At 34.5% G+C, this 2,730-nt stretch carries 6 protein-coding genes; all 6 read right to left on the bottom strand.

Annotated features, from left to right (window positions below):
• Positions 1-41: 41 nt before the first annotated feature.
• Positions 42-275 carry a hypothetical protein gene (locus tag WKS98_RS09810; RefSeq protein WP_498918915.1) on the bottom strand — a complete coding sequence of 78 codons (234 nt, stop codon included), beginning with the start codon at positions 273-275 and terminating at the stop codon, positions 42-44.
• Positions 276-286: 11 nt separating this feature from the next.
• Entirely contained in the window at positions 287-1,087 is an 801-nt protein-coding gene (locus tag WKS98_RS09805) for a peptidoglycan recognition protein family protein (RefSeq protein WP_498918913.1), read from the bottom strand.
• Between the two features lie 10 nt (positions 1,088-1,097).
• A complete protein-coding gene (locus WKS98_RS09800; RefSeq protein WP_498918911.1) occupies positions 1,098-1,349 on the bottom strand; it encodes a hemolysin XhlA family protein in 252 nt (83 codons plus the stop codon).
• Between the two features lie 13 nt (positions 1,350-1,362).
• A complete protein-coding gene (locus WKS98_RS09795; protein ID WP_498918909.1) occupies positions 1,363-1,545 on the bottom strand; it encodes a hypothetical protein in 183 nt (60 codons plus the stop codon).
• A gap of 164 nt (positions 1,546-1,709) precedes the next feature.
• The gene (locus WKS98_RS09790; protein ID WP_498918907.1) at positions 1,710-2,048 is read right to left on the bottom strand and encodes a hypothetical protein; all 339 of its coding nucleotides are present in this window, start codon (positions 2,046-2,048) and stop codon (positions 1,710-1,712) included.
• A 1-nt stretch (position 2,049) separates the two neighbouring features.
• Positions 2,050-2,730: phage upper tail fiber protein (locus tag WKS98_RS09785; RefSeq protein ID WP_498918905.1), on the bottom strand; the 681-nt coding region annotated here is incomplete at its 5' end.

The following is a 2,730-nucleotide window of genomic DNA, read 5'->3' as shown; positions in this document are numbered from 1 at the left end:
TTGCGTTTTAAGGCGATTAAATTAAAAAGAGGTAGTATAACCTACCTATCTAAAACAGTTTTTGAGCCAAAATCATAAATTCCTGCAGCTGCACCACCAAGTAGCACACCATTGAGGATATTTTCTGGACTAACTCCACTTATCATTAAGTTTGTACCCACTCCAAGTAGTAAGCTTATAAGTGGTAGCCATCTAATGATTTTGTCTTCAGTAACTTTTTTGATTACTTCTACAACTACAATTATCCCTGCCAATGTGGTAGTTTGCTCTATCATAATTTCACCTCCTAAACTCTATATTTTTCTTTGTTTCTTCTAAAATCTTTTGCTTTTGCAAGAGTTTCAGTTCTGTTTCTACCTGATACAAAATAGTTGATGTAACTTGAGTGCTGTCCTTTGCTTCCACCAAGTCCAATGATATAGTTTGTCTTGATATTTCCATAGTCAAACTTTCCACTTCTTGTTATTACAGGATTATAGCTTGGATATAAGAAGCTTAAAATTTGTTGCATTGCTCCAGTGGTGATATCGCCATCATTGACTACTGATATTATCGCTACAGGCTTATTTCCTAGCATTGTGACTCCCCCTCCTTTAATTTCTTCCATATACTTTGCCACTTTTTGTTTAAAAGGTTCCCAACCACGATTATCCAGCATACGATGAGGACAGTATTTCCCTGACCAGTCTTGATGTTTAGACAAGTCATTTATGGTAAGTCCTTCTTGTAAAAGAATTTTAGCTGCCAAGTGTGCAGCGTTGTCTTCAGCTATAGGATATCTTTTGTCGCCTTTATCAAGTGAGTAACAAATTTCGATTGCAATTCCATTTCTTCCACCTATCGTTCTACCACCTTCTCCAGCATGCCACCCACTTTTTGTATGTGGCATAAGTTGGATTGCTTCCTTGTCATCTACAGCATAGTGGTAAGAAACTCCACTTTTTTTGCTGTGTACATATCGTGCTTCATTTTCTGCACTTGCACGGTTGTACGTATTGTGGATAACCACAGTTTTAGGTTTCATGCTTCCAAAAGTCCTATTGTCATTTGATGGTAAAAGCATTTGTCTAATTTTATAATTTGCCATTTTGCACCTCCTACTTTATAAATTGCTGTATTACATAAAAAAAGAACCCTACAAGACTAGTGATTAAAAGTCCCATAATCCACTTTATGCTTGTCACAAGGTCCTTAATTTGTTCTACAAGGCTTTCTATTTGTTTTTCTACACCTGCTCGATATTGTTCAAGCTTGTCAATCCTGTCAGAATGATTGTTAATCCTGCGTTCGTTTGTGTCGATTTGATGTTTTAAGTGTTCACGGTGTAATTCGCATTGATTTTCGTCCATATGGTCACCTACCTTAAATTACTTTGTAATATGATTTATTATCTATCCAACCTGTCGCTTTTGCTTCAATAATCACAATGCTGTTTTGTTTTAATCCTTGATAATTAAAAGAAAATTCACCAAATTTATTTTTAGTTAATTCCAAAGGTATTTTTTCTGATATATAAGTTTGGTAGTTTAACTTTGTAGTATACACTTCAATTTCTGCTGATGGTGGATATACTCTACCTTTTGCAGGACTTTGATTGGTAATAGGTTCTCTTTCTAAAATGACTTCTACTTGAGGAGCTTCCCAAATTAAATCCCCCCCCGATAAATTCTTAACAATTTATTTTCATTTTCCATATTATTCCTCCATTACTAAAATCTAATTGGTATATATCTTGAAGCTCGTCTCCAACCAGCCGATTCTACAAAGATATCCAAACTGTCTCCAATTTTTAAATCCTCATCAAAAGTTACTATAAACTTACCAATAGCGGTCGGCGTGGTTTTTAATATTTCCTCTTTTCCATCAGATTTATAATAATTAATAATTATTTGTGATTCTGTAGGATAAACGAGTCCGCTCAAACTTCTATATCCACTTCTTATATCTTCATCGATTTTTAAAAAAACTATAGGCATTTCCCAAATTTTTTCATTGCCTTTGTAGATTTTAATTATACGTTTTTGATTGTTTTGTATTGTATCTAGCACTTTATCTCTCCATTATAAAGTAAATAGTTTCAGGATCTTTTGCAGCTAATGCGTTATATTCTCTTTGTGTCATAGTCACAATTTTAGGACCGATATCAAGCTCTTTTACTTTATTTAAAATTTCCTCAGTAAAATCTTTTAAACTGCCTACTGTTACAGCTGTGTCTTCACCTGCTTTATCAAGTTTAACTATACCTGCAGTTGTATCTGTCGCATTAGGTATGACACCCTGCATAGTTTTATCCCAACCTTCAAAGGTTGACGTTCTTTTCTTTTCGGCTTCTACTCTTGCAGTTTCTTGGGATTGTCTAGTATCTTCTTGTAATTTCCTAGCATTTTCAGCACTTATTCTCGTGTTTTCATTCGACTTTCTTTTGCCTTCTTCGCTTTGTCTTGTATTTTCTTGACTGTTTCTTGTACTTTCATCACTTGCTCTTGAGTTTTCAGCAGATACTCTTTTCTTTTCTGCTTCAACTCTACTAGCTTCTTGTGACTGTCTAGTGCTTTCTTGTGATACTCTTGTACTTTCCTGACTTTGTCTTTTAGTTTCTTCTGATTGCCTTATAGCTTCTTTTTCTTCAAAAACTTTGCTTCGATTTGCTTCAGCTTCTTTGAATTTGTTTTCTCTTATGTTTTCTTGATTTTGTCTGGTGCTTTCCTGTGATTGTCTAGTCTTTTCAGC

Source organism: Lagierella sp. ICN-221743, from assembly GCF_037890055.1.
GTDB lineage: Bacteria > Bacillota > Clostridia > Tissierellales > Peptoniphilaceae > Mediannikoviicoccus.
The sequence above is the reverse complement of the archived record's forward strand: the minus strand, read 5'-3'. Positions and strand labels throughout refer to the sequence as shown.